Here is a 4,815-nt window from a genome sequence, read left to right on the forward strand (position 1 = left end):
CGCGTCCTCCTCCTCGGGGCGGGCGGGGCCGCGGCGGCCGTGGCCCTGGCCCTTCGCGGGAAAGGCCCCGTGGCCGTCGCCTCGAGGGACCCCGCCCGGGCCCGGTCCCTCGCCTTGAGGCTGGGGCTCGATCCGGTCCCTTGGGAGGACCGCCGCCGGACCCCATGGGACCTCCTCGTGAACGCCACCCCCTCGGGCCAGGAGGAGGAGGAGACGCCGTACCCCTTCCCCCTGGCGGGCCGGACCGTCTTCGACCTCGTGGTGCGGGAGGGGGGAACGCCCCTCCTGCGGGAGGCCCGCGCCCGGGGCCTGAGGGCCGTGCCCGGCGAGGCCATGCTGGAGGCCCAGGCGCGTTTGCAGTTCCGGCTCTTCACCGGGCGGCGCCCCCCCGTTCCTTGACGCGCCGCCCCTCCCCCGGCGAGAATAAAGCCCACACGTCCATCCGTTGAGTTCCTGGAGGCCGGGTCCGCCGGCCGCGTCGGAGGAGAGCATGGACCGGAGGACGTTCGTTCGAGTGTCTGCGGCTACCGCCGCCGGTGCCGCCGCCCTGCATGCGGCGGGAACCTGGGCGGGAGCCATCGCCGAAACCGGGGCCCCCGGGGCCCCGCTTACACGCACGGGAGGAGGACCCGCCATGGCCTACGAAGCGAAAACCCACCTCAAGCCCTCGAACCTCAAGGGCCTCTCGGAGAACCAGATCGCCCAGCACTGGAAGCTCTACGAGGGGTACGTGGCCCAGTCGAACGCCCTCAAGGCCGAACTCGAGGCCCTGCGCAAGGAGGGCAAGGGCGCCACCCCCCTCTACGCCGACCGGCGCCGGCGCTTCGGCTTCGAGTACAACGGCATGGTCCTGCACGAATACTACTTCGGGAACCTGAAGGCGGCCGTGGCCGAGCCCGGCGACGCCTCGCCCCTTCGGAAGGCCCTTTCGGAGCAGTTCGGCTCTTTCGAGGCCTGGAAGGACGACTGCGTGAAGTGCGGCGCCACCCGCGGCATCGGCTGGGCCGTCCTCTACCTCGACCCCGCAACGGGCTGGCTCACGAACCACTTCATCCAGCTCCACGAGGATGGGAACGTGGCGGGCTTCGTGCCCATCCTCGTCCTGGACGTCTTCGAGCACGCCTACATGGTGGACTTCCCCGCCACGGGCCGCCCCGACTACATGAAGGCCTTCTTCGAGAACGTGAACTGGGAGGCGGTGGAGAAGCGCTTCGCCGAGGCCTCCGCCGGCAAGATCCCCGCTCGGTTCTGACGCGAGCGGCCAAGCGGCGACGCGGGAGGGCGGGCCTTCGCCCGCCCTTTCGCCCGCCGAATTCCCCTTCACGGATTTCCGTTTTCCAGGCGGATCAAGAGCCCCGAAAGGGGCTGGTCTTTCACTTCGACAACCAGGGTGCCCGTTCGTCCTCCCTCGGCGCGGGCCGTGAGAAGGATCTGCCCGGCCCCCAGGGAGGGAAAGGAGAAGGTTCCGTCGGCGCCGGTCTCCACTCCCCGAGTCGGACTTTCCCCGAATCCCTCGTACGCGAAGGAGACGGCCGCCCTCGGAACGGGCATGCCGGCCCCATCCACCACGTGGCCCTGAAGGGCGACCCCTGAGAAATTCCATGAAACGGTCACACCCTCTCGGTCGGGGACGTCGACCGGAGCGACGTACTGGGCCCCTTCCCAGAAGAGGGCGGCGTGGGCCGGACCGGGGCAGGCATCCGCCATCGAGACGAATCCGGCCTCGTCGGCTTTGGCCCGAAGGAGGCGGGCGGGCATGCCGAAAAGGGTGGCGCTTCCGGCCCCGGAGACCTGGAGCATCCCCCCTTCCTCGAAGCCGTCGGATGCCGGCTCCACCACGAGCGTCGCCCCCCCGGCCGGCCGCCCCCCGGCTTGGAGGAGGGCGGTGAAGGAGACGCCCTCGATGGGCCAAAGCACGAACGCTTCGCGCCCTTCCTCCATCCGGACGGCCCGGGTTCCGCGGGGGGCCGGCCCCTGGCCGTCGTAGACCTCCAGGCGGTAGGAGCCGGACGCCACTTCGCCGAAATCAAACGAACCGTCGGCCTCCGCCGTCGCCTTCGGCGCGGAGGGATCGTAGGCCTGGGTCTTGAGCTCCAGGAGCCAGCCCTCCACCGCCTTGCCTCCCCGGGAGACCAGACGCCCGGAAAGACGGCCGGAGGGCTTCAGCGTCAGGCTCCCCACGTCCACGTCCTCCTCGGCCACCTCGATCTTGCGCGATGGGCTCCCATGCCCCTCGGAGGCGGCGCCGATTTCGTACCGGCCCTCGGGAACCCCCGTAAAGGAAAAGGCCCCGTCGGTGCCGGCCCTCGCCGTGAGGATTCGGGGCGGGTAGGTCGTGGCCGCCTCGGCGGCCTTCAGGATCCGCTTCAGGCGCACATCGGCCCCTTTGTCCCACGGCTCGCCGTCGGGGCCCTCCACGGTGCCCGTCACCCGGGGCGATTCCTGGAAGGCCAGGTCTCCGAGATCCTTCTCCTCCCCTTCGGCGAGCGTGAACTTCACGCATGCGCGACCCTTTTGGGCGCTCCAGGCGAGGAGCGCATAATCGCCTGCACGCAATCCTCCCACCTCGAAGGAACCCTCCTTGAGAACGGCGACGTTCTGCTGCCACACGTTCGTGGCTTCCTGGGAATCGGCTTTCAAGAGGACCTGGACCTCATCGGCCTCCTCCCCGCCCACCCGGCCCCGAACCGCCGCGCCGCGGCGCAGGACCAGCCGGAGGTCCGTCCGATCCTCGGGCCCGTAAGGCCCGAAGGTGGACCCCAGGAAGCCGTTCGCCGAGAGGTTCAGGTTCCAAGTGCCCTTGGGAAGAGACGCGAGAAGAAACCGGCCTTTCTCGCCGGATCTCGTCCACGATGCGCCGCTTCGAGGCAGACCCTCCACCACCACCAGGGCCCCATGGACGGGATCGCCGCCCTCCGTCAGGACGACGCCCCCGAGGCGCGCTCCCCTGCGCAGGGGCACCTCCACGGATTTCCCTTCGTGCTCCTCCAGCCCTTGGAGAAGGACCGCCTCCAGCCCCTCCCCCGCCACCTCCACCGCGACTCCCCTGGTGAAGGGGAAGGCCCGGGCTTCGGAGGGTTCCACCTCCATCGAGAGCGCCAGGGGCGCCCAGGGGATCCCCGGCATCCTGCTGGAGGTCCGGACCGTGAGACGATCGGGGACCTTCACGCCTTTCTCGGGGCGAAGGAGGAGGCGGACCGGCCCAACGGGTTCGAGCCGAATCGTCCGGTTCGAGGGGCCCTCCCATTCACGGAGGCGGTACCCCGCCGCCAGGACCCAACCGGCGGATTCCTCTTCCTGTGGGGGCAGGAGCACCCTTCCGTACTCGTCGGCCCGGCTTTCCGTAATTCCGAAGCCCGGCAGACGGGTGGTGGCCAGGGGATCGGCCAGGAGCCGACGGGGGATCGTCAAGAGCCGTGCGCCGGAGACGGGGCGCCCCGTCCCGTCCAGGATTCGGAACACATCCGCGGGCGCCGGCTGCAGCAGCATCACCGCCTCTCGGATCTCGGGGTCCGCCTCCACGGCACCGGTCGCCCAGGCTTCCTCATTCACCCACAGGGTCACCTTCTCCGCCGGAGGCACCCGAAGCGAGACGACCCCTTCCGAATCGGTTGGCTTCTCCCCCCACGGAGCGGGAAGGGCCGGCCAGCCAGCCACCCCCCAGGCCACCCGGATTCCCCGGGCGGGTGCGCCGTCGGGATTCAGGACGCGGACCTGGAGGGTTCTGCCTCCGGGCAGGGCCGCGGGGAAGGGCTCTCCCGCGCGGCAGAACGCCGCCCCTCCATCCCCCTCCCAAAGGAGACACGGCGCGGAACACGTCCGGCCCCGGAGGTCCTCCCGGCTCGCCTCCACCGGTTGAGCCCCCGGCCAGGTTTCCAGACTGTAGAGCGGCCGCTCTTGACCCCGGGCCGCGCCCACGCACACCGCCGCCAGAACCAGCACCCCGCGAAGCCACCGACCCATGGTTCACCCCCCCGAATCGTAGAGTAGGATGTCCAGCAAGCCTGCGACCTGCCGTTGAAGGGCCGGGGGTCCGGCCAGTCGAAGGCCGAGGACGTGCCTCTTCGGATCCTCGGTGCGGACGACCACGAAGTAGGGCAGATCCTCGGATCGCACGCCCGCGACCTCGGCGAGGCTCCCGTCGGGATCCTCGACCATCTCCTCCCGGGATACCCCTTCGGCCTCCAGGGCCGCCGTCGCGCGGGCGGATCGCGTCACCAGGCGAAGATACCCGGGGTGCCCCGCCTCGGCCAGGGCTCGACGGGCCGCGATAAAGGCTTCCAGGTATGCACAGCTGCACCCCTGTTCCGGCGCGAGCAGTAAGACCACATAGGGACGATGCGCCTTTTCCGCCTCACCTTGAAGGGTTCGCCACGTGGAATCCGAGGGGGAGGGTTGGCAGGAGAGGAGGAAGCCGAGGGCGGCGCCGACCCCCCAGAACGCCATGCCGTTCCCCGGACCGATGGGGCCGCCGGCTGTCATCGGAACCTCAACCTGAACAGGAGGGACGTCCCCAAGCCCCACGGATTCTGCTGGCGCCGGACCAGAAGCAGGAGGATCTCCTTGTTGCCCCACGGCGCGGTCCCGAGAAGGAAATCGGCGTCCCTCAGGGCCACGGGCAGGACCAGGGGCTCCTTGTTCAAGAGCCGGAGCTGGTCGTCGTACCACCACAGGCTCAGGCGGTGGCCCTCCTTCGTGCGCTCCCGCACGACCACGGCCAGATGGTTGTCTACGGCGAAGAGCGCTTCCACGTGGGGGGCCCCGTAGTAGAGGACGAACCATTCCTCGTCGGGGGGGTAGCGGCCTTCGGGCGGT

General features: G+C 70.2%; 5 protein-coding genes. 2 read left to right on the plus strand and 3 right to left on the minus strand.

Going from position 1 to position 4,815, the window contains the following annotated elements:
* Positions 1-399 (plus strand): shikimate dehydrogenase (locus tag AB1824_13110; protein MEW5765899.1); only part of this gene is annotated, 399 nt, incomplete at its 5' end.
* A gap of 235 nt (positions 400-634) precedes the next feature.
* Complete coding sequence (locus AB1824_13115) at positions 635-1,252, plus strand: Fe-Mn family superoxide dismutase (protein MEW5765900.1); 618 nt, start codon at positions 635-637, stop codon at positions 1,250-1,252.
* Between the two features lie 68 nt (positions 1,253-1,320).
* On the opposite strand, the gene AB1824_13120 is transcribed toward AB1824_13115, so the two are convergent.
* The 3 genes from AB1824_13120 to AB1824_13130 all read right to left on the minus strand — a co-directional run.
* Positions 1,321-3,963, minus strand: coding sequence for a carboxypeptidase-like regulatory domain-containing protein (locus AB1824_13120; GenBank protein ID MEW5765901.1), 2,643 nt, complete (start codon positions 3,961-3,963; stop codon positions 1,321-1,323).
* A gap of 3 nt (positions 3,964-3,966) precedes the next feature.
* Positions 3,967-4,482, minus strand: a complete 516-nt coding sequence (locus AB1824_13125) for a hypothetical protein (protein ID MEW5765902.1) — start codon at positions 4,480-4,482, stop codon at positions 3,967-3,969.
* Positions 4,479-4,815: hypothetical protein (locus AB1824_13130; GenBank protein MEW5765903.1), on the minus strand; the 337-nt coding region annotated here is incomplete at its 5' end. The genes AB1824_13130 and AB1824_13125, both read right to left, overlap by 4 nt.

It is taken from the genome of Acidobacteriota bacterium, from assembly GCA_040752915.1.
GTDB lineage: Bacteria > Acidobacteriota > UBA4820 > UBA4820 > DSQY01 > JBFLVU01.

Coding starts and splice junctions, on each gene's coding strand:
- AB1824_13120 (MEW5765901.1), bottom strand. CDS start 3,963: ATGGGTCGGTGGCTTCGCGGGGTGCTGGTTCTGGCGGCGGTGTGCGTG.
- AB1824_13125 (MEW5765902.1), bottom strand. CDS start 4,482: ATGACAGCCGGCGGCCCCATCGGTCCGGGGAACGGCATGGCGTTCTGG.
- AB1824_13115 (MEW5765900.1), top strand. CDS start 635: ATGGCCTACGAAGCGAAAACCCACCTCAAGCCCTCGAACCTCAAGGGC.